Source organism: Chroococcidiopsis sp. TS-821, assembly GCF_002939305.1.
GTDB lineage: Bacteria > Cyanobacteriota > Cyanobacteriia > Cyanobacteriales > Chroococcidiopsidaceae > Chroogloeocystis.
On sequence record NZ_MVDI01000003.1, the window covers coordinates 142,895 to 163,005 of the forward strand.

The following is a 20,111-nucleotide window of genomic DNA, read 5'->3' on the forward strand; positions in this document are numbered from 1 at the left end:
GCTATAAGATGAAGAATTTCCTGCTAGACTCGTTTGCGAATGCGATCGCGATAGATCAACTCCCATGAATAAAACTGATTTAGCCTTTACCTCCGCCCTCGAACAAGCGCAGTTAATCCGCAGTGGTGAAGTGTCGCCCCTCGAATTAGTCGAACTTTATTTAGAACGCATTCAGCAACTCGACGGTCAAATCGGTAGTTATTTTACTGTAATGGCAGAAAGTGCGATCGCCGATGCGAAAGCCAAAACAGAGTTATTGAGTAGAAGTGACGAATTTCCACCATTTTTTGGCGTACCAATCGCGATCAAAGACCTAAATGCTGTTGCGGGTGTTCCCTGCACTTATGGCGTTCCAGTCTTAAAAAACGAAATTGCCACTTACGATGATGGAGTCGTCACGCGCATTCGCCATGCAGGATTCACAATCATAGGAAAAACAGCAACATCCGAACTTGGTTCTTTTCCCTATACCGAACCCGCAGGGTTTTTACCAACGCGCAACCCTTGGAATTTAGATCGTACCGCAGGAGGTTCGAGTGGCGGCTCCGCTGCCGCTGTTGCTGCTGGGTTGTGCGCGATCGCGCAAGGTTCGGATGCGGGTGGTTCAATACGCGGTCCCGCATTTTGTTGTGGTTTAGTCGGAATTAAGCCGTCACGCGGTAGAGTATCGTGGGCACCTGTTGGCGATCGCTTGAGTGGACTTTCTTCTAATGGTCCGATGGCGCGTACTGTTGCAGATGCAGCAGCGTTACTGGATGTCATGTCAGGTTATATCACGGGCGATCCTTATTGGCTACCCGATCCTGAACCCAGTTTTCTCGCAGCAACGACGCAACAATTAGGACGTTTGCGCATTGCTTTTACAACAGCAATACCACCCATTGGCGAAGCCGATCCGATATGTCAACAAGCGGTACGCGATACTGTCAAAAAACTACAAACCATGGGACATATCGTCGAACCAGGTTGCCCTGATTTTAACGGCTTAATTGAACCCTTTACGCGCATTTGGCAATCCGCCGTCGGTGCTAGCGGAATTCCACCAGAAGTTTTGCAACCACTCAATCAGTGGCTATTCGCCCAAAGCGGAACTGCGGGAGATTATTTACGGGCTGTAGCACAAATGCAAGCGATCGCGCGTCAAATTGTCGCTTTCTTTGATTCTGTAGATGTGCTAATCGCGCCAACGTATATGCATCCGACAATTTCTGTTGGTGAATGGGCTAATTTAAGTCCAGAAGAAACATTACAAAGAATGATTAACTGGATTGCACCATGTCCGCCATTTAATGCTAGCGGTCAACCGGCGATCGCACTTCCCACAGGTTTCGATCGCAATGGCGTACCAATCGGTATACAACTTGTCGGTCGTCCCGCAGCAGAATCGACTGTAATTGCCTTAGCTGCACAACTCGAAGCCACTATCGAATTGAGTCAATATCGTCCAGCGATCGCGGTATGAAGCCGCGAATTCACTTGCTAGGCGTTTCATTAATAATCTGCTGATATGCGTAAAAACTTTGTTTTGGTGTTCTGCGTTGCGAATCAAAATCAACGTATACAATGCCAAAACGCTTGTCATACCCAAAAACCCATTCAAAGTTATCGCAAAAACTCCATAAAAAATATCCGCGTAAATCGACACCGTCGCGTTTTGCCTGCATAGCACTATCAATATGACGTTGGATGTAATCTGTACGTAAAGGATCTCGAACAATATTTCCGTCTAGCTGTTCGTCAGCCGCACCAAAACCTGCACCGTTTTCGGTAATGTATATCGTCGGATTACCATACTCATTTTTGATCCACACGAGCAGCTGATAAAGGTACTCTGGTCGCACAGGACCGTTAAACATTTTCACCTCATCTGGATTTGTTGAGAACCACTCTGCCCCGTATGGTGCGGAAGCATCAGCTTTGATATAGGCTGGCGCATAGAAATTAACTCCAATAAAATCTGGTTTGTGCGCAGCAATCAGTTGCATTTCTTCTGCTGATACTTGGAAAGCAGGATTATACTGCTGGTGTAATTTCACAATATCATCTGGATATTTGCCTTTATACATGGCATCTAAAAACCAGCGATTATGTAAACCATCAAACACAGTAGCAGCTCGGACATCTTCTGCATTATTTGCATCCAGCGGAATAGTCGGTGTAAAGCTTAGAGTAATGCCAATGACTCCACCTAAATTTAACTGATGATAATTTTGAGTTGCGATCGCACTTGCTAGTAACAAATGATGTACCGCTTCAGCCTGCTTACCGTAAGTTTCATTACTGATGGCGTATGGATTTGCTTTTGCGATCGCATTATGTGCTAAAAGGTCAATGAAAAATAGGTAGATAAAAGGTTCGTTAAACGTGATAAATTTCTTGACGCGATCGCCGTAATTCGCAAACAGAACGTCAACATATTCCGCATACCACTGAACTGAATTGGAATTACCCCAACCACCTTTTTCTTGTAATTGGTACGGCAAATCCCAGTGAAAATTAGTAACGACAGGTTCTATGTCATTTGCCAAAAGATCGTCGATTAGCTGATGATAATAAGCTACACCCTTTGGGTTGATTTCGCCTATTCCATTAGGAAGAATACGCGACCAGGCGATTGAGAATCGATAGGCATTGACACCTAGTTGTTTCATCAACGCAATATCTTGCAAATACTGCGATCGCTCGTAAAAATTAATCGCAACGTTTCCCGTATGCTGTTTGTCAATAAAAGCCTGAGTTACCTGATATTCGTTTGTATAAACATCCCAATTTGAGCGTCCTTTACCATCAGCCTGATAACCGCCTTCAACTTGATAAGCAGCACTGGCAACACCCCAAAGAAATTTATTTTGTGCAAACATCGTTGTCATTAAGCTAAGTGGAAATAAACGCAATTTGACGATTGGTCATTGGTAATGGGAAGTGTAGAAATATCTTATAAAAGTTCTCTTTGTTACCCTATCACTTTTTCTCTAACTATAAAGTAGCATTGAGCTTAGAAAACAATAGAGATTATGATATGGTTATTGCTTACTAGTTACTAGTATAAGTTCAAGCAATTACCAATTACCCATTACCGCTTTGCACAGATATTATAAGTGTTTAAACAAAAACGATTCAGTAATAAGCTTTTACCTTAAAAAATCATGCTAGCAGCAATTTTATACGACCTTGATGGAACTATTGTTAATACCGATCCTCTTCATTACCAAGTTTGGCGTGAAATGTTGCAGGAATATGGAATTGAAATTGATGAAGAGTTATACAAAAATCACATGAGTGGACGACTCAATCCTCAAATCGTGCGCGATTTTATGCCAGAGTGGTCAGATACAGAAATTTATCAGTTTAGCGATCGCAAAGAAGCCCGTTTTCGCCAAGTTGCAGGGACTCTCAAGCCACTTCCTGGACTTAGCAAGGCGATCGCCTGGGGAACTGAACGCGGGCTAAAACAAGGACTTGTAACAAATGCACCACGTGCTAATGCGGAATACATGCTAGAGGTGTTGCAGCTTTCCAACGCGTTTGACCGAGTTGTTATCTCAGCTGAAGTTGGTATCCCTAAGCCCGATCCTGCGCCTTATGAGTATATTCTTAAAGAGTTTGGCATCACACCAGGCGAAGCTTTAGCGTTTGAAGATTCACCATCGGGAATGCGATCGGCAGTTGCAGCCGGTATTAAAACTGTCGGGATTGCAACAACTCAAGAACCCAGCGAACTGTACGAATTAGGCGCAGCCTTGGTCATTTCTGATTATACCGACTCCAGGCTATGGGAGTTGCTGGAAGTTCCTAAATAACTCAAATCACAACCAGGCGAAAATAGGAAATAGGTAACTTGTAGATATTTTTCCAATGTCCAATTACCAGTTACCAATTACCAGCAATGACTGTAGCAAGTATTGAGCAAATTTCGCAAGTAAGTGTGTTGGCAGGGTTAGAAACTCCAGACAAGTTGAAGTTGCAACCGCATACGCAAGTTCGGCAATATTTGCAAGGAGAAATTATATTTCACGAAGGTGATTCCTTACCAGCTAAATTGTATGCGCTCGTTGAGGGTGCGTTACAAGTTACCAAAACTGCAACTACAGGAAAAGAAACAATCTTACGCGCATTGCGTGCTGGAGAAATTTTCGCCGCGCCAGCACTTTTGGGAAATGGAATTGCACCAGCAACGGTGACAGCAGAAACGAATTGTCAAATTATAACTGTTGAGCGCGATGCTTTACTCTCTGCAATTCAGCAAAATCCTGATATCGCCTTACAGATGCTGATGGTGTTTAATTCGCGCCTGCAACAACTGCATGAAACGGTTCATGGCTTAGTTTCCGAACGCGCGATCGTGCGCTTAGCAAGATTAATTCATTATTCTGCGATTGAATACGGAACCAAAAATACTCAAAATGGCGAGTTTTTACAGGTCAAGTTACCTTACTATCGCATCGCGCGGAGTATTGGAATTACCTATGAAGAATGCGTACGATTGATTAAAAGTCTGAATTGCCTTGCTTATTATCGCGGTGGAAAGATTGCGATTTTGGATATGGGAAAGTTAGCAGCGATCGCGCGTGGAGAATTAGAAACTATAAAATAAATGACGGCTGGCTCGTGCAATAAATTAAGAGAGAAAAAGTTAAATTACATATCTATGTGACGGTCAAGATTGTGGTTTATGTGATAGACGTTGTGCTTTTGCCGATACAAGACCATCAATTCTAAAATTTCTTTGACACCTTTTTCTAGTGCAGATAACCTTTGCTCAACATTATCTAGCCTTTCATGGCAGGACATCATGCCTAAATAAGATCTAAGGGCGCTAATCACGATTTCTGATTTAGACTGCCCTGTTTCTTTCATCCTGGCAAGAATCGCCTGTTCTAACTCAGGAGGAATCCTAACACCAAGGAAGGGATTTGCCATGTCAGTCTTCTGAGTGTAAGCTTTGACCTTCGATGATAGCAGTTTGCCAGTGAACCACAGAGGTTGTAACAATGAATTATGAAAGCTTGACAGTATTCACTCACGCCTGTGTAACATTGTCATGTTTCAACTGCTCAATCCAAAAACGTTTCTCTGCAACAGCTTCGCTTAGGTTAAGTTTACCTTTTTATGAAAACATTTGTTATCATTTGTTATCAAGACCGTAATAACTCATCTTGAAACGCTTCAGGTGCAAAACGCGAGGCAATCTTAAGGATGGGTTAATTTAGCCATGACAAGAAAGATTGCTAGCGAGTTGCTGAACACAAGCAAGGAGTACTCGATAGTGGCGAGCGATAAGAAAAAAATTTTGGTGGTAGACGATGAAGCAATGATCCGTCGCATTCTCACTACAAGGCTTTCGATGGTGGGGTACGAAGTTGTAGCAGCTGCTGACGGTAAAGAAGCTTTAGAAGTTTTCACTACCGAAGACCCCGATCTTGTAGTCTTGGATGTGATGCTACCAAAGCTTGATGGATATGGTGTTTGTCAAGAAATTCGCGAGACTTCTGATATTCCCATCATTATGCTAACTGCCTTGGGTGATGTTGCAGACCGCATTACAGGGCTAAAGCTAGGTGCAGATGACTATCTTGTTAAGCCTTTTTCCCCGAAAGAATTAGAAGTCAGAATTGAAGCAATTTTACGCCGAGTCGATCGCGCTAACGTATCTGGTTCGGGAATTGTATGTGCAGGTAGATTGCAGATTGATTTTAACAAGCGACAAGTTACACTGAATGACGAGCGAATTCGGTTAACGAATTTAGAATTTAACTTACTAAAACTGCTAGTTCTGCGCGCAGGCGAAGTTATATCTCGCGCTGAGATATTGCAGCAGATTTGGGGCTATAGCCCGCGTCAGCAAGCGGATGTCCGAGTTGTTGACGTTCACATTTCGCGGTTACGAGTCAAGCTGAAAGAAGACCCCAAAAATCCAGAATTTATTCACACCGACCGAGGTACAGGCTATTTTTTTCAGAAAGTGACGGAAATCCCGCACGTTTTGGGAGCATAGAAGGCAGTTGATGTCAAGATAGAAAGCGATCGCTTTGACACAAAAAATCTCCAAGTTTGAGCTTGGAGACTAAATTCAACAAGGAATTAGCGTTCTGTAGCTTCAAGTTTTATATGAGTTTGCTTTGAGGGTTGAGTATTTTTTGAGACGAACCACAAAGCACGCAAAGTACGCAAAGAAAAGAAGAAAGAGGAGTTTTTATTTGGATGCGAGAATTGCTACAGCCATCTTATTTGAGTTGTAAGATTTTTTTACAACCTACAGAGACATAGAGAACGCAGAAGAAAGAGATAGATAGGGATTTTCACAACTCATTTGAGATTGCTATATATAAGCAACATCGAAACTTCGATTTGTTTTATGGATGTCGTACTTGGGCTTCTAATTGCGATTTAGAAAGAGCAAGTATAGATGAATTGTAAAATGATTAAATTGATGGTGTAGCGCTCATTCCCTACATAGATAAAAAGACTATTTTAGCTACCAACTCAAGGCAGCACAGACAACCGTATTTGTTGATTTTGTTTGGGTACTATGTAGCCATTCGTCAAATTCTGCTAATAGACTTTCTGGCAAATTTCTGACCATTGCTACAACTGCTCCTACGAGGTCATTTTCAGAAAGGTACGCAGGTAATTTTGCTTTAAGTTCATTTGAGCGAATGCAGTTAAGGAAACCACGAATTAAAACGGGTACATCACCTGTAGGAGTGGTGTAAATTAAAGCTTCATTATCGGCTAACGAGGTTTGGCGAAACTTTTGCAAATCGCCCCAACCTAAATAACGACAGGCGTTCATGACTTTTAACCCCAATCAGGTTTGACGTTCTTGCGCTGCTTGAGATAGCGGTCAATATCCATTGCGGCGATACAACCATCTCCAGCTGCTACAACTGCTTGCTTGAACGGCGTGTTGCGAATGTCTCCGATCGCCCAAATTCCTGGGATATTGGTTTGCATCATTTCATCAACTTTAACGCCGCCATCCGGTTTAAGTTCAATCCGATCGCCGAGAAAATCAACGATAGGTTTGGCTCCTTGTAAGTAAACAAAGACTCCTTCAGCGGGAACGTGTTGCGTTTTCTTATCGCTCATCAAGTACAGATTAACGCCTGTAACGCCACTGTCGTCGCCTTCAATGGCGGATAAGCGGGCTTTTTTCCAAAGTTTAACTTGCGGTTGAGAGAGTAGTTCTTGGGCGTCGTATTCGTTGCTTTTGGTAGGGTCTTTAGCAGTTACCCAGTGCACAGTTGCTGCAAATTTTGTTAATACTTGCGCTTCAGCGATCGCCTCATGGCTCATTCCCACAACAACCACATCGCGATTGCGATAAAAAGGCGCATCACACGTTGCACAATAGCTTACACCTCGACCCAAAAACTCAGCTTCACCAGGTATGGAAGGCGTGCGCCCCATTGCGCCAGTTGCTAGTACCAGCGCTCTTCCGATAAAAGTTCCTTCGGGCGTGTAAACTTTCTTCTGAGTACCTTCAATATCAATGCCAAACACTTGAGCGCGCCTGTAGTCAGTTCCAAATTCAATCGCCTGCTGGCGCATCACGTCGAGTAATTCGCTTCCTGTGACTTCACCACGCACCCCTGGATAATTGGCAATTTTGTGCGTAATAGCCAGCGCCCCCGCTGAGGGATTTTTATCCAAAATTACTGTTTTTAACTGATAGCGAGCGGTGTAGAGCGCGCAAGTACACCCTGCCGGGCCACCACCAACTATTACTACATCATAATTAAAGTTATCCATTGTTACTAAAGTTTATCACACGCTCTCGCCGGTTGGGAAATGGGTAACAGGTAATAGGTGTTCGATAATACTCTCATTACCAATGACCAGTCTTGAATTTACGTTGATTTAGCTTCTGTTAATCAAGCGAAAACGAGTTTTGGTGCTGGCGCGTGTCCGAGAAAGAGATGTGCAGCAGACTTGAGAACAATCTCAGAGTAAAAAACTTTTTGAATTTCTAAGCTAGGAGAACGCCTTGCGATCGCTCGGTATGCTGTAATCTCACCCTCAAGGCTGAAATCAGAATGCGTTTGGTAATGATCGTAGTCATGAATTGCGAGAAAGGCAAATCCATAGAAGGGATTAGGGTAGAAATCTGCGCCGTAGGTTTCCATTGATACCCATAAATGTCCTTTTTCAATGTCTGCGTACAGTTCTTCTACTGTGTCATACCGCATATACTCCGAGGCTTGAACCGCAAAAGGAAGCGCTCTAAATTGATTCATGATGAAATCAATAAGCTCATTGGTGGTTTCTTCAGAAATCTCAGCAGGAGAACTTTCTAAATAAATTTTGGCGAGTTTCTCGGTGTTAGGTGCCATAAAAGTCACCTCCTATATCAGGCTATGTCAAGATTGCCGTTTCGAGTTGCATCTGTGCTATCTCTAGCCTGACAAAAATTCTTAACTACTTTTATGAGCTAGCTCATAGATGCTTGAAAACCACCGTTGTCACTTGTACAAAACAGCCTGTTTTAAATTTACGATGCGATCAAGAACTGTCCTAATTTCTGTTGGTGGTACATGATGCGCCTCTAGTGCTTCGCTGAGGTGTTTCACAATTGCTTCAAAGTGTTCTGGTTGTAAATTTAAACCTGCGTGTGCCTTTTCCATCGAACGTCCTGTATATGAAGTAGGACTACCAAGCGCAAATGAAATGAAAGCAGTTTGGTGACGACACTGTATCTGTATGCGCAAAAAAGAAATTAACAGTATCATCTGCTAAAACACGGGTGTAAAAATCATAGAAAACCTGTTTAATAGCCTGCTCTCCACCAAGTTTCTCGTACAATGTTGTTGCTTGCATGTTTGTGCCTCAAGTCATCAATAATTTGCTAAAAAACGTAACTTAATGGCTAGTAACTGGTAATTGGTAGTAATTAGCCCTCTTCGCTTAGCTGTTGGTGTTTGTGTGGCTAAATACTAGTTGCTAAGCTACCAAAAGCTTCTCTAGTTTCCCATTACCCATTACCTATTACCAATTTCCCTAATTGCTCTGTACAATCTTTTCAGATAGCGTGAGAAGAAATGCTAAATTCTCGGTTGCTTTTAGCGCATGAGGTGCATGAGCACGCATGAAAATAAAAACACCTGGCTGTAAAGCGATTTCTTGCCCTTCAAAATTTAATATTCCTTTACCTTCAATCACATTGATTGTGGCGTTGTAAGTAGAAGTATGTTCAGCTATTTCTGTATTTGCTGCCAGACAAAATAGCGTATACTGACAAGCGTTATCTTTCAATAATACTTTGCTGAGAACTCCAGCATTAGGATATTCAATTTGTTCTCGCAGTTGAATTTTGGCAGAAGTAGTAGTATCGATGGTAGAAGACATAGTTTCTACTTAAAGAATAGTTAGCAGATTATTTAGAAACTACTGAGCAGTAGCACAGATGAGGATATAGCCTAATTCCTCATGGTATTTATTAAAAACGCGTCGCATTTCTAAAACTCGTTGACGGATTGGTTTGTGAGTTAGAATATTTCCTAAAATTCGCAGAGTATTAACAATACCTTCATCCTGAAACATCCTTCTGAAATTTAAGAGACTCATTGCTCCAGTTTGAACTCTTTCGACGTGTAAGCCTGCACTTTCATACGTATTCATCCAGTTGGTTTCAGAAAGTGGTGTTGCATTGACGCGAATGACTTGTGCAAGTTCAGCGCGAATTTGTTCTTCGTTGTCGCGCGCTAATAATTCATGCGAAAGAAACTTACCACCAGGTTTGAGGCGATCGCGAACTCCTTGCAAAATCTTAGCCTTCCCTGGTGGAGATTGCATTGTGAGTATTGCTTCAGCTAGAACATAATCAAACTGTCCTGGTATCGCGTCGAGATGGAAAATATCACCCTCGATGATTTCAATTTGATTTTCTAACTTTGCAGCACGAACATTGTCACGCGCTTGGCGGACACTTTCAGGTTTTTTCTCGACACCAATAACTTTGACACTATAGCGTTGCACAAGTGATATAGCACTATAGCCAAAACTCGCTGCGAGTTCTAAAACTGTTTCACCTGGTTGAAAATTTGCCCACTGTAGAAGTTGTTCTGTCGCTATTCTCCCACCTGGACGCAGATATTTTTTACCAGCGGCTGCGAGCACTTCGTGTCCTGGTGCGGTTTGCATGAGGGTAGTTTTGGTCATTTTGATTGACCCTCTTATCTCTACTATCCTCACTTTGCCAAGAATTTATCGTTTCGTCTTTGAGCTAGCTCATACTGTTAAGTGGTAATTGGCGGAAAGTAATTTTCAGTAACCCATTACCTGTTACCCATTACCGTTAGTGCTGATTCCAATATCATACAACTGGCACAAAGTACGTAGCTTTGAGGCGAGGCGATCGCGCATTGCTGCTGGCGAAACAATTACGCAGTCAGGTGCATACTGCATAACTTCGCGCAAAAACCAAAAGCTAGAAGTTACTTTTCGGACGACTCGCCGTGTTCGCTGGTTATCTGCTAACCACTCAATAGTCGTATCTTCGGGTTTGGCTTGATACGCAAATGCTAAGCCTTCTAATAAGTGTATTTCAACTTCAATATAATCCAAGTGCGATCGCCACTCGCCTGCAACAGGAATCACTGCTGCATCTGTAATCCGATCTAAACGCAGACTCCAATTATGAACAAGTTCGGGTATATCTGAGTTGCCTTCAGTTTCTTCACACCAGCAATCGAGGTATTGGCGTTTTTCGTGCAATGTAATTTTGCCACAGCGCACAGTGAAGTTCCAGATTCGTCTTGCAGCATCTTGATAGGAAAGCTGAAATGGCTGATGACGTAATAGGTAACGGTCAATTTCTAATCGCCACGCTGGAGGTGGATTCTCTAAAAAGCGCTCGATGTCTTGGCGTAAAGGTAAGGACACTTCGCTGCGTTCTAATAGTAAGTTGGCAATAACTTGTGCTTGTTCTACTTGTCCAGTATCGATTAAAGCTTGAACAGACCTTACTAATGCGCGAATGCGTTCGGAAGACCAATCGCGGTTGGGAGCAATGAGTAATTGACGACGGGCGATCGCTTCTACTAGTTTCGAGATATTTGGGCGATCGCCCCACATCATCCCAAGTTCGCGGGCTAAGTTTTCTAGCTGCGCTTTATCCCGTTCTGAAATTGACAGCGTGATCGACTGACCTTTACGGCTCATATTTATACGGACACTTTTATACAAGAAGTTCTTGTCAATCTCTATTTTGAGTGCCAAGATAGGAAGCAACAAGAATTCACGGACAATTTTCAAGCATATGTCCGATTATTGCATCACCCTCAAGCCTGTTTACTCCTGTCCTGCTTTAGAAGTACCAAAGGATGTGAAGCTACCAAAAGGTTGGTCACTTTCCTGGCATCAAGCTGCAACGTTAGAGGCAATCCGAGATTCAAATATTGACGTTATCTTCAACACGGCAATGACAAACGACGGCAAAAGTTTGCCAGCTTATTTAGAAACACTACTGACTGATTTTTGTGCAGTTGGGCTGTATCCGACTAATGAACTTGCCCGCGATCAAGAAAATCAAATAAAAGGATACATTGATAAATTCCAGCCAGACAACAAACCCCGTGTAGTTCGACTCAGCGGGCAAGAATTAGAAATATATGCTGAAAATGAAGGGTTAAAGAAAGCAGCGGCAATTGGTACGCGCACAGGTCAAGCTGAAATCTTGCTCACTAACCCTGATATTTTTCATTACTTACATCGAGGTGCATATTTAACTCATGGTGACAGCCCTGATAAGTTATGGAACCGAATTGACAAGAATTTTGACTTATTTATTTTTGATGAATTTCATGTTTTCCAAGCGCCACAAATCGCTAGTGCGATTAATACAATGCTGTTAATCAACAATACCAATCGCCACAAAAAATTTCTTTTTCTATCAGCAACTCCAAATCAACAATTGCTAGAACGGTTGAAGCTAGCTGGCTTTCGGTGTAAGGAAATTAACCCAGTAGATCAAAGTAAATATCGGTTTCCTGACTCAGCAGATGAATGTTCTCAACTGAAAACACAAGGATGGCGACAGGTATCGCGGGAAATTACCTTGAATTTCATTTCTTTGGAACCAACTGCTAAGGCATCTGAAACTTGGTTAAAAGACAACAGCGATCGCATCCTTACTCAGTTTCAAAAACATCCTGGCAGCAGAGGCGCAATCATTCTGAACTCAATTGCAGCAGTAAAGCGCCTGACACCATTTTTTCGAGAAATATGGAAACCTTATGGCTTAGTGGTTGGCGAGAACACAGGCTTATCTGGAAAAGAGGAAAAAGAGCGATCGCTACAAGCAGACTTAATTCTTGGTACTAGCACAATTGATGTTGGTGTTGACTTCAAAATCAATTTCCTCATCTTTGAATCAGCAGATGCAGGTAGCTTCATCCAGCGTTTAGGAAGATTAGGACGGCATGATGGATATGAACAAAATGGACAAAAGACTGCTTTTGAAACATTCACAGCTTACGCACTTGTACCCAACTTTTTAGTAGAAAAGCTGTTTCTAGGCAACCCTCCAACTCTAGAACCAACTGGCATTTATGACCGTTGTTTCTTCCACAACCAAATTCGGGAGAATTACCGCAGAATCAACGATTTTGCAGGATATTACTCGCGCTGGGGTGCAGTACAATCAATGCGCCTTTGCTGGGAGTTAGGAAACAAGACAATCAAGCAGCAGTATGAAGGTAGCCAAAAGGCATTTCAGGCAGCTTGCGAACGAGTATTTAATACTAACCTGAAACAAGTGTTTGGTCGTACTCAAGCATGGGCAAGAGAGTGGCAGCAACTTTCAGGTAAAAATAAGGGAAATCCGATTGTAGAAGATGCTTCTAGTTTTCGCGGTTCGAGTCCGCTTCAGTGTGGCATTTATGACTTAACAGAATCAAATGAGGCAGATCGATTTAAAACCTATGATTTACCAGGAATTTTGAGCAATTTGGAAATTGAGGTGATGACCAAAGAAGAGTTTATGCGATCGCTTCTCCAAACATCTCAACGCCTCGAAGAACCAATTGCCAAAGGTCAATTCAAGCACTGTCTTGCCTTTATGAAATTACGGGCTTATCGGGAAGAAAGGTTGAACTGGCGATTTACTTATTCAGGCAAGCTGGAACACGTTGCAGATGCTTGGAAAGTTCAGGTTTTGACTGGTATTGAGGTTTGGCAACCTGGGAGTTATTGGATTGGGGAAATTAATCAGCAACTGAAAAAGCAAGCGTTAGTTTGCTACGTAATTCCTCGTCCTGTAGCGGAGGTGCGATCGCGTTTACGCCTCCCCATGCACTTTGCGATTTATCCAATCAGCGATCAGTATAGTTTTCACGATCCAACTGCACCTTATTCTATTGCCTTCAGCCAGTCAGCTTTACTGCTAGATACCCTTGCCTATTCATTCAAAAGTCAAGGAGATGAGATATGGATTGCTTAGTATTTCAATCCCTGATAGGGATTTATATTGGGTTGAGCAGGGAAGCTTACTGCCGTAAGCACAGACTTATTCGTTTCAATCCCTGAAAGGGATTTTGTACCCCTGCAACCTGTGAATCGGAAGATTCTGAGCCAAGAATGCCATAAGAAGGTTGAATAAGTCAATATTTAAGAAGGTTGAATAACTCTGAGCTTAATGATAATACTTGACACGAGCTATCGCATTTAGTAGCGTTAGATTAAACAAATCGCTAGAGCTTATAAATAACAAGCATTTGGGCTGATGGAATGCCTTTGTCTGGAACACTTTCTTAAAGGAAAAGGAGGTAAGAAATAACTATGCTTGTCAAATTGACCAATCTTGAGCGGTTGATTGCAGTTCTAAAAGACGGTCAGTGGCATTCGAGTGATGAACTAGCTAAAAATGTTAGCTGGCGCTTCGGACACACAGTGTTTGAAGCTCGTAAGAAAGGTTACTCAATAGAGAAGCGGAAAGTTGCGCATAACCGATTTGAGTATCGGATGCTGTCAGCTGCATCTTATAGCTCTTACAGAATCTCTAGATAAACACAACAGAGAAAAGTTCGTTTGAAAGCCCCTACTCAAACTTCAATATCTTCGAGGTAAACAATGAACGAACAAAAACTTTTGGAAAGAATTACAGTCAACCCCAAGATTTTTGGTGGTAAACCAATTATTCGCGGTCGTCGTATCGCAGTTGAGCATATTTTAGGAATGCTAGCAGCAGGGGATACTGTTGAGACTTTGCTGGAGGGTTATCCCTGGTTAGAACGAGAAGATGTGCAAGCCTGTTTGGTTTACGCGCGTCGGCTAGTTGGTCACGAGCGAATTGAACCCTTACTTGTGGAGTCTTGAGGGTGAAGCTACTTCTGGACACTTGTGTGTGGGGTGGGGTACGAACAGATTTAGTAGCTGCTGGGCATGACGTGATTTGGACTGGAGATTGGTCTGAAGATCCAGGTGACGAGGAGATTTTGGCAATTGCCTACAATGAACGTCGGATTTTAGTAACCCTTGATAAGGACTTCGGCGAGTTAGCAATTGTGCGAGGAATTCCCCACAGTGGCATTTTGCGCTTGGTTAATTTCAGTAGCAAACAGCAATCGATGGTTTGTCTGCGGGTACTTACGCTTTACGGCAATGAACTAGCCTCTGGTGCGATTGTAACTGCCGAGTTAGGTAGGGTGAGGATTCGACCACCAAATGACCCATAACAACAGCAAACTATATTTGCCTCAATCCTTTATATCCATATTAAAGGCAGAAAATGGCTAAAAAACTTAAAGATACTGATCCTGACGAACAATACAAACAACTATCTCTGTTTGAGAGTGAGAATGATTTGACTTCTGAGCAATTTGATAACTCTGATGATGACGACTGGTTGCAAGATGATTCAGGTTTTGACTTTGAACCGAGCGATCGCACCGTTGAACCCCAATCCCACGAGTTACTAACCCTTAAGTTACTGCGAGAAGCAATTCAAACGCAGAATCCTAACGATCGGGTAATGAGTGACTTTGCCGAGTATGTATTACCAAATCTGCTGCGGGTAGCAATTGGTGTTACAGCCAAAGGTGGTAAGTTTTTTGATGAACTCGACCAGCAGCGCGGAAGAGAAAATGGCAGGCGCAATCATGCAGCCGATCAATCACTCAATACTCACTTACTTAATGGACTTTTTCCAGCAAACTTAATTGAGCAACGGTTGGAAAAACTTGATACTACCGTGCGGCGAGTAGTACAAGAACGAGAACGCCGCATCGTCATTGCTGGGTTCATCTTACATGATTTTGAGAAATTCCCAGATGTTCCTAATGAATGCCGCAAGTTACCACTAGAACAGCATCGTCAAATCATTAATGAAACAGTTCGTCAACTGGGTTTGAATCACTTTATTAATCCTGACGATCCAGAAGCTTATCGAGAGTACCTAGATGATTTACTTTGTGTGGCTTACAACGCGCAACGGCGATGGGATACCAACTGGAACTTCTCTAAGTTTGGGCTAAATCCAGTATTGCGCGATCGCCCTCTTGGCTGTCTTTCCGATTTATCATGTTTAGCCGATTTGCTAGCTTCTATCATCAAACATCCCCAGGATGCGGAAAATACAAGGCTAAAAGAGTTAATTCATAGTTTGAGTAATGGACAACTGAAATTTACTTACCACAGCATTGCTGAGAACCGAGGCGTACTTACCAATGTATTGAATAACGCCTTGATGGAAGCTCACATTAGCCTTAATACTCAAGATTGCACCTACTATGAACCGTTACTTTATCTGCCAACTGGTGTCATATACTTAGCACGACGGGATGCACCCTGTGTACGAATTGCAGATTTGCCAGAACGGGTTGTGAAAAAGATTAAAGAACTCTGCGCTAGTCAATTGCGGCTGCGACAAACTGGCTTCGGCAGAGATGGCAAGGGAATAAAGTATGCAGACTATTACAATCTGTTCTTTGATGCGACAAGTTTGATGCAAGTTGCTCTGAGTGCTACATTGAGGATTTTAAATACTAACAAAAGCTCTGTTGCTAATAGCCGCAGTAAAAATTTAGTCAAATTTCAGCAACAAAATATTTTATCAGTTGGCTACGACTTCAATTTTAAAGACGATATTCGGATCGATCAGATTGCTGAATTTGGTGATTTAATTAGTCGCAAAATTTGGGGAGAACAAGTTAATCGAATCGAAAATGAACGCAAGAAAAATAAAAAACTTCCAGAATTACCTTATTTAGATATTGTTGAAGAAATTGCTAAATTCTGGAACCTTTACGAGTACCTACCTGCAATTCGGGAAATTCAACGAATTAATGAAAGCCTGAAAGAACATAAACTCAAGGGGAACACAGGCGGTGTTCCCTACGAATGGTATTACTTAGCAGCAAAGTATCTAGAACATCATCCTGGAGTTGAGGATGTTCGTAAAATTTGTGAGGAAGCGATCGCGCACGTTTCCCAACTTATCCAACCTATCATTACCAAGTATCAACTACCTGACGGTTGGGATGATTTACGGCTTTGGGTGACACGGGTTGTCATGCTACCTGGAACAGCAACTCCTACAGCATCTACTGAAGTATTTCTACAGGAGTTATCGAGTTATCAGTTAGCCAAAAAATCAGGAAGAGGACGACAGTTAATCTGCTCTATTTCGCATTCTCCTTACACGGTAACTGAGCAGATGGAGTCAGCAGTTTTATTCACGCCTCAAGTTTATACAAATAAACAAATGTTAGGAGGTTCTAACGCCAAGCGCAATATTTCTAGTATTGCTGGTATTGAAATGATGCTACGGCAAATTTTGATGAATCAAACTCAGGCTGTAGGTAAGAAGTTTGAAGATGGTAAGTATCGTTATCTCTATTTTTATCCAACTTATTACTTTACGCCAGAAACTAACAAGTTTCTCCAAAAAGCGTACAGCAGCATTGCTCAAACCCGCTTTGATACCAGCATCCGCAATCACTTTATCAGTAAGGATTTGCAAGCAAACTTAGGGCGCGATCGCTACCAAAGTGTCGATGCTTTCTTAATGAATGAAAACATTGAACCAGGGAAAGACCGTACTTTCAAACTTTCCTATCCAGAAGACCAACCATTGACATTTTACTTCATGGCACTGCCTCCAGAAAAACCACCAGGAAAAGACCCAGAAAAAAAAATTACTAATACAGCGTCTTGGATAATGCCTAGCTGGTTAGCCTTTGCTTTTCCAATGATTCTAGATGTCAAAACAGTTGTTTCTGAGTCACCCATTCCACCCTTTAATGATGGTGCTGAGTTTGAAGAAAGCGTATTTCTTGATAGTGCGCCGCAAGCCTTTAGGGTGCTGACAAAACGCGATCGCTTTCGTCTTGACTACATTCTCGAAGGTTGGCAGGAAAATGGTAAGTCTTATTCTGCTCCGCTTAATGTTTTAACTGCTGCTTATGCTATTCATCTTGATGTCAATGCGAGACAAAGTGAATCTGGTTATGATTCTAATTGGAGTAAATTCGCAGAGTTAGCAAAGGATTTTGAAACTAGCCCACTTTATGTCTTTAACTACCTAAATCGTTGGGTGAGAAATCAAGACAGTGAGACAGCACGAATTGAGAAAATCAAGCTTTATGCTTATCACTTTTATCCTTGCTTTGACCCTTATGCTAAATATAATCCTAGTCTGGAGGAATTAAGTGTGCTCGATGAACAAAAATCTAGTCTAAATCATCCTAAAAAACTAACAGAATTGTATCGTAGATTCTACAGAGCAAATAAGCAATATAATCCTAAAGCCAACGCAGTATTAAAACCTATTGATATTGCATCTAAAACAATTCTTGAAGCTGATCCAAGTTTTCAGGGTGAAGCCTTAGTTGCTGCTGTTGCTGCTGAAGTATTTAAGTTGATGGAGCGAGTTCACGCCTCAACTGCTGAAGGACGCTGGATAATGAGTAGGCGCGAAGAAGAACGAGAGGCAATTTTAGAGTTTGCTCGATACTTTGTAGTTGAAGTTTTTGAAAAGTCTTTTGCAGGCGATCGCGCGCGTTTAGCAGGTCGTCAAATTAACTTAATTAAAGACACTTGCGAGTTTCTCTACCGCCTAGAAGATGACAAGGAAAATCGCACTATAAACAATAATAAACCTACTAATAGCTTCCAGAATAAAGCTGAGGAATAAAGCTTTATTTATTGCAGAGTAAGTTCACATAATTTTTCAATTTGGAGACAAACCATGCCTTTCTTAAAAACAATTGACCAAAAGTTCTTCATTACAGAAATTCCCTACAAACCAATGGGGAAATACGCTCACTTCATCACTCTACGAATCACTGAATCTTATCCTCTCTTTCAAACAGATGGAGAATTGAATAAAGCACGGGTGAGAGCCGGAATAAAACTTGAAAACCATGCTCCTATTAGCCGCCTGACTATGTTTAAACGTAAGCAATCTACTCCAGAACGTTTAGTAGGTAGGGAGTTACTAAGAACTTATGGATTGATGACGGCTGAAGAGTGTGAATATAATGTCAATTTTGCCATGAACAATCCTGACTGTATTATTTATGGATTTGCAATTGGTGACTCTGGTTCTGAGAAATCTAAAGTAGTAGTTGATACGGCATTTTCAATTACAGCTTTTGATGAATCTCACGAAACTTTCACGCTCAATGCTCCGTTTGAAAATGGTACGATGGCATCTAAAGGAGAAGGTGGATCTAAACCAGGAGAAGTTACAAGTCGAATCAATCAACAAGATCATATCAAACCTCAAATCTTTTTCCCTAGCATTGTGACTTTAAAAGATCCGACAGAAGCGGGTTTCTTGTATGTCTTTAATAACATTCTTAGAACTCGACATTATGGCGCACAAACTACTCGTACAGGTCGAGTCAGGAATGAATTAATTGGCGTGATATTTGCAGACGGAGAAATTACAAGTAACCTCCGTTGGACACAAGCAATTTATGACAAACTACAATCTGAAAATAAAATAAATTACCGCGATCCACTGAATGAGGATGATGTAATTGCAGCTGCTATTAGTGCCATTGAAACCTTAATGTCCGAGGAGTTTATTGTGCATACTGATTTTGTTGGCGCTAAATTTACTCCTGTTTTAAATGAAGTCAAGGCTTTAATAGGAAGTGAAGCAGGTATTAAGCAAATTTTGCAGCAAGCTGATGCAGAAGCTAAAGTCTACTATAAAAATCACATGAAGCAGAAGCCTGAAAGTGATAAAGCGAAGGCTGAAAAAGCTGCTAAGGCAGGGTAAGAGTAATGACAATTATTCATTGCTGTCAACTAGAGTTGCACGATAGTCTTTATTATGCAACTCGTGAAATTGGACGTTTATACGAAACAGAGCCAGTAATTCACAATTATGCGCTTTGTTATGCACTGGGCTTAGTAGATAGTGAAGTCTACTCTACCCGCGTTCCCGAAGAACACTCCTATCGCTACTTTTGCTCTGAACAAGTTCCCAAGTATGAGGAGCATTTAACACCTCTTAATCAACAGGGAATTTATATCACCCCAGCGCGATCGCTTTCTCATACGGCAGTTCTCCATACCTGGAAATATGCTGATAACCGCTACCACGTTGAGATGGAAAAAACACAGAAAAATATTCCTAGTTTTGGCAGAGCAAAAGAAATTGCGCCTGAAAGTAGATTTGAGTTCTTCGCCATCGCTGAAAAACCGCTGAAACTACCCCGTTGGATTCGCTTAGGTAAGTGGATGAGTAAAGCAGAGGTGGAGATTATTGCGACTCAGGAAGTAAAGCGATCGCTTTGTGAAGATAACTTTTTCTTTGATTATCCTCTCAATCCCCTTGACGTTATGTTTACCCACCAAGTCATCAGCTATGACGTGATAAATATGCCTCCGGTGAGTCTAATTCAAAATGTACAAATGCGAGGACACTACTACCAATTGAATAACATCAAAGTAAAAATTCCTGCACAAATGGAATACCGTTTTCACGGTTAATTACTTACCAAAGCCTCTACTCTGCTTTCTTTTTATCGGTGAATTCTGCGCCAGTAACTCCCCTGCCAATCCAGCTTCGAGTTCACTGGCACGGCTTTCCTGCGCGTACTTTAATCGGCAAATGCTGTTGTAATTTCTCTGTTAGTGCGATCGCTTTATTGTAATCATCA

Annotated in this window: 19 protein-coding genes and 2 pseudogenes; 12 read left to right on the forward strand and 9 right to left on the reverse strand. The window is 41.9% G+C overall.

Features of this window, described 5'->3' with window-relative positions; all coding sequences use genetic code 11:
- The first annotated feature begins 64 nt into the window (after positions 1-64).
- Complete coding sequence (locus B1A85_RS11070; protein WP_104546974.1) at positions 65-1,462, forward strand: amidase; 1,398 nt, start codon at positions 65-67, stop codon at positions 1,460-1,462.
- 10 nt (positions 1,463-1,472) lie between these two features.
- Here B1A85_RS11070 and B1A85_RS11075 read toward each other — a convergent pair whose 3' ends face one another.
- Entirely contained in the window at positions 1,473-2,870 is a 1,398-nt protein-coding gene (locus tag B1A85_RS11075) for a glycoside hydrolase family 1 protein (RefSeq protein WP_210404384.1), read from the reverse strand.
- A gap of 276 nt (positions 2,871-3,146) precedes the next feature.
- Here B1A85_RS11075 and B1A85_RS11080 point away from each other — a divergent pair, with 276 nt between their 5' ends.
- Together B1A85_RS11080 and B1A85_RS11085 are read left to right on the forward strand one after the other, a co-directional pair.
- Positions 3,147-3,800, forward strand: coding sequence for an HAD family phosphatase (locus tag B1A85_RS11080; RefSeq protein WP_104546975.1), 654 nt, complete (start codon positions 3,147-3,149; stop codon positions 3,798-3,800).
- 86 nt (positions 3,801-3,886) lie between these two features.
- Complete coding sequence (locus B1A85_RS11085) at positions 3,887-4,594, forward strand: Crp/Fnr family transcriptional regulator (RefSeq protein ID WP_104546976.1); 708 nt, start codon at positions 3,887-3,889, stop codon at positions 4,592-4,594.
- A 44-nt stretch (positions 4,595-4,638) separates the two neighbouring features.
- On the opposite strand, the gene B1A85_RS24485 is transcribed toward B1A85_RS11085, so the two are convergent.
- A complete protein-coding gene (locus tag B1A85_RS24485) occupies positions 4,639-4,992 on the reverse strand; it encodes a hypothetical protein (protein WP_210404385.1) in 354 nt (117 codons plus the stop codon).
- 274 nt (positions 4,993-5,266) lie between these two features.
- Here B1A85_RS24485 and rpaB point away from each other — a divergent pair, with 274 nt between their 5' ends.
- A complete protein-coding gene (gene rpaB / locus B1A85_RS11095) occupies positions 5,267-5,995 on the forward strand; it encodes a response regulator transcription factor RpaB (protein WP_104547327.1) in 729 nt (242 codons plus the stop codon).
- A gap of 480 nt (positions 5,996-6,475) precedes the next feature.
- Here rpaB and B1A85_RS11100 read toward each other — a convergent pair whose 3' ends face one another.
- The 7 genes and pseudogenes from B1A85_RS11100 to B1A85_RS11130 all read right to left on the reverse strand — a co-directional run bounded on the left by B1A85_RS11100 (position 6,476) and on the right by B1A85_RS11130 (position 11,160).
- Positions 6,476-6,793 carry a hypothetical protein gene (locus tag B1A85_RS11100; RefSeq protein WP_104546977.1) on the reverse strand — a complete coding sequence of 106 codons (318 nt, stop codon included), beginning with the start codon at positions 6,791-6,793 and terminating at the stop codon, positions 6,476-6,478.
- A 5-nt stretch (positions 6,794-6,798) separates the two neighbouring features.
- The gene (locus B1A85_RS11105; protein WP_104546978.1) at positions 6,799-7,752 is read right to left on the reverse strand and encodes an NAD(P)/FAD-dependent oxidoreductase; all 954 of its coding nucleotides are present in this window, start codon (positions 7,750-7,752) and stop codon (positions 6,799-6,801) included.
- A gap of 122 nt (positions 7,753-7,874) precedes the next feature.
- On the reverse strand, positions 7,875-8,333 hold the full coding sequence (locus B1A85_RS11110; RefSeq protein ID WP_104546979.1) for a transposase: 459 nt from the start codon (positions 8,331-8,333) through the stop codon (positions 7,875-7,877).
- A gap of 129 nt (positions 8,334-8,462) precedes the next feature.
- Positions 8,463-8,817: pseudogene (locus B1A85_RS11115) on the reverse strand (group 1 truncated hemoglobin).
- Between the two features lie 180 nt (positions 8,818-8,997).
- Positions 8,998-9,345, reverse strand: coding sequence for a cupin domain-containing protein (locus tag B1A85_RS11120; RefSeq protein ID WP_104546980.1), 348 nt, complete (start codon positions 9,343-9,345; stop codon positions 8,998-9,000).
- 39 nt (positions 9,346-9,384) lie between these two features.
- Positions 9,385-10,158, reverse strand: coding sequence for a cyclopropane-fatty-acyl-phospholipid synthase family protein (locus B1A85_RS11125; protein WP_104546981.1), 774 nt, complete (start codon positions 10,156-10,158; stop codon positions 9,385-9,387).
- Between the two features lie 123 nt (positions 10,159-10,281).
- Positions 10,282-11,160 (reverse strand): YafY family protein, encoded by an 879-nt coding sequence (locus B1A85_RS11130; protein WP_104546982.1) that lies wholly within the window; start codon positions 11,158-11,160, stop codon positions 10,282-10,284.
- Between the two features lie 97 nt (positions 11,161-11,257).
- Between B1A85_RS11130 and cas3 the strand changes: the two are divergent.
- From cas3 to cas5d, 8 genes and pseudogenes are all read left to right on the forward strand, one after another.
- Positions 11,258-12,412 (forward strand): annotated as a pseudogene (cas3, locus tag B1A85_RS26105) (type I-D CRISPR-associated helicase Cas3'); the annotation flags it as partial.
- Between the two features lie 821 nt (positions 12,413-13,233).
- A complete protein-coding gene (locus B1A85_RS26110; RefSeq protein ID WP_371681659.1) occupies positions 13,234-13,326 on the forward strand; it encodes a hypothetical protein in 93 nt (30 codons plus the stop codon).
- A gap of 450 nt (positions 13,327-13,776) precedes the next feature.
- Complete coding sequence (locus tag B1A85_RS11140) at positions 13,777-14,004, forward strand: hypothetical protein (RefSeq protein ID WP_104546984.1); 228 nt, start codon at positions 13,777-13,779, stop codon at positions 14,002-14,004.
- A 63-nt stretch (positions 14,005-14,067) separates the two neighbouring features.
- On the forward strand, positions 14,068-14,313 hold the full coding sequence (locus B1A85_RS11145; protein WP_104546985.1) for a DUF433 domain-containing protein: 246 nt from the start codon (positions 14,068-14,070) through the stop codon (positions 14,311-14,313).
- 2 nt (positions 14,314-14,315) lie between these two features.
- Positions 14,316-14,672, forward strand: coding sequence for a DUF5615 family PIN-like protein (locus B1A85_RS11150; RefSeq protein WP_168192386.1), 357 nt, complete (start codon positions 14,316-14,318; stop codon positions 14,670-14,672).
- Between the two features lie 53 nt (positions 14,673-14,725).
- A complete protein-coding gene (gene cas10d / locus B1A85_RS11155) occupies positions 14,726-18,130 on the forward strand; it encodes a type I-D CRISPR-associated protein Cas10d/Csc3 (RefSeq protein ID WP_104546987.1) in 3,405 nt (1,134 codons plus the stop codon).
- A 54-nt stretch (positions 18,131-18,184) separates the two neighbouring features.
- The gene (cas7d, locus tag B1A85_RS11160) at positions 18,185-19,225 is read left to right on the forward strand and encodes a type I-D CRISPR-associated protein Cas7/Csc2 (protein WP_104546988.1); all 1,041 of its coding nucleotides are present in this window, start codon (positions 18,185-18,187) and stop codon (positions 19,223-19,225) included.
- A gap of 5 nt (positions 19,226-19,230) precedes the next feature.
- Positions 19,231-19,941, forward strand: coding sequence for a type I-D CRISPR-associated protein Cas5/Csc1 (cas5d, locus tag B1A85_RS11165; protein WP_104546989.1), 711 nt, complete (start codon positions 19,231-19,233; stop codon positions 19,939-19,941).
- Positions 19,942-20,111 lie beyond the last annotated feature (170 nt).

Coding starts and splice junctions, on each gene's coding strand:
- B1A85_RS11070 (WP_104546974.1), top strand. CDS start 65: ATGAATAAAACTGATTTAGCCTTTACCTCCGCCCTCGAACAAGCGCAG.
- B1A85_RS11075 (WP_210404384.1), bottom strand. CDS start 2,870: ATGACAACGATGTTTGCACAAAATAAATTTCTTTGGGGTGTTGCCAGT.
- B1A85_RS11080 (WP_104546975.1), top strand. CDS start 3,147: ATGCTAGCAGCAATTTTATACGACCTTGATGGAACTATTGTTAATACC.
- B1A85_RS11085 (WP_104546976.1), top strand. CDS start 3,887: ATGACTGTAGCAAGTATTGAGCAAATTTCGCAAGTAAGTGTGTTGGCA.
- B1A85_RS11100 (WP_104546977.1), bottom strand. CDS start 6,793: ATGAACGCCTGTCGTTATTTAGGTTGGGGCGATTTGCAAAAGTTTCGC.
- B1A85_RS11105 (WP_104546978.1), bottom strand. CDS start 7,752: ATGGATAACTTTAATTATGATGTAGTAATAGTTGGTGGTGGCCCGGCA.
- B1A85_RS11110 (WP_104546979.1), bottom strand. CDS start 8,333: ATGGCACCTAACACCGAGAAACTCGCCAAAATTTATTTAGAAAGTTCT.
- B1A85_RS11120 (WP_104546980.1), bottom strand. CDS start 9,345: ATGTCTTCTACCATCGATACTACTACTTCTGCCAAAATTCAACTGCGA.
- B1A85_RS11125 (WP_104546981.1), bottom strand. CDS start 10,158: ATGACCAAAACTACCCTCATGCAAACCGCACCAGGACACGAAGTGCTC.
- B1A85_RS11130 (WP_104546982.1), bottom strand. CDS start 11,160: ATGAGCCGTAAAGGTCAGTCGATCACGCTGTCAATTTCAGAACGGGAT.
- B1A85_RS11140 (WP_104546984.1), top strand. CDS start 13,777: ATGCTTGTCAAATTGACCAATCTTGAGCGGTTGATTGCAGTTCTAAAA.
- B1A85_RS11145 (WP_104546985.1), top strand. CDS start 14,068: ATGAACGAACAAAAACTTTTGGAAAGAATTACAGTCAACCCCAAGATT.
- cas10d (WP_104546987.1), top strand. CDS start 14,726: ATGGCTAAAAAACTTAAAGATACTGATCCTGACGAACAATACAAACAA.
- cas7d (WP_104546988.1), top strand. CDS start 18,185: ATGCCTTTCTTAAAAACAATTGACCAAAAGTTCTTCATTACAGAAATT.
- cas5d (WP_104546989.1), top strand. CDS start 19,231: ATGACAATTATTCATTGCTGTCAACTAGAGTTGCACGATAGTCTTTAT.